Below are 1,046 nucleotides of genomic sequence, written 5' to 3' on the forward strand. Positions count from 1 at the left end.
TTGGCTCAATCTGGGTTTTGGGGAGCTAGCCCAATACGGTCTCTAACAGGTTACCTAACAGGGCTTTACCCCGCCTTCGGGCATTGTGAACAAACTCAAAGAAGCCGAGATAAAGCGGCAGATGCTCTTGCGAAATTCCTCGGTGGGGTCTTAACCAAGAGCGGAGCAGTGACCAAAAGCCTTCCATCGTGTTGACATGAACCTCGCAGAAACCGTCGCCATCTTCATCCCGGGCGTACTCGCCCGCACTGTGGCAAACGGTTTTGTGACCATAGCCCCAGGTTTCTAGCGGTTCATAAATCACGTACTCATCCGTATTCACTAGGGTGCCAGGGGCAATGAGGGCTTTGATAATCGGTTCAATGGTTTTCTGTTGCACATTCTCCAGGAGTCGGATGACCACATCGCCGCCCCGCTGAATCATCCCCAAGACCGGCGGCTTTTCCGTTGCGAGGGTGCCCCGACCCCGAAGCCCTTTGAGCTTCCGCCTGCGCCCTTGCCGCCCTTTTTTTGCACCGCTTCGGGGTGCCCTTTGTGTCCCGCAGTGATGTACACCTCGTCACACTCAACCGTACCGGAGAGTTGTACTTCGGGTTTCTTCTCGACCATGGCTTGACGCAACTGTGTGGTCATGGCGTGGACATCGTCTTTGTGCAAGTCAAGCTCTTGGGCAATCTGCTGATTGGAAAGATTCAACCCCATCAGATACAAACAGCCAATCCAGACCCGCAACGGTTGATGCCGTCCCATGAACACGGTGCCGGTTAAATCATCAAACTGATGCTCACAGGCTTTGCAGGTGTACCGTTGGCGATGGGGATGCTTGTCATCTTTGCCGCGTTTGATCACCGTTGGGCTCTGACAGTGAGGGCATTCAATGTTCCCCTCAGGCCAGCGTAAGCGGCGCACGGTTTCGTAGCATTTGGCCTCTTCCAGTAGATGCGTCAGGGTTAACATGGGCGGGGATAACTCGACTCCTGCGGTATCCTAGCAAGCTACCCTCATCCCATCGCTCATCCCAACTCCTCAAAACAGCTATTGAGCCA

General features: G+C 54.3%; 1 pseudogene. It reads right to left on the reverse strand.

Annotated elements, in window-relative coordinates:
- Positions 1-25 precede the first annotated feature (25 nt).
- Positions 26-957, reverse strand: a pseudogene (locus JUK32_RS28610) (IS1595 family transposase).
- Positions 958-1,046 lie beyond the last annotated feature (89 nt).

Source organism: Halomicronema sp. CCY15110 (assembly GCF_016888165.1).
Classification (GTDB): domain Bacteria; phylum Cyanobacteriota; class Cyanobacteriia; order Phormidesmidales; family Phormidesmidaceae; genus Halomicronema.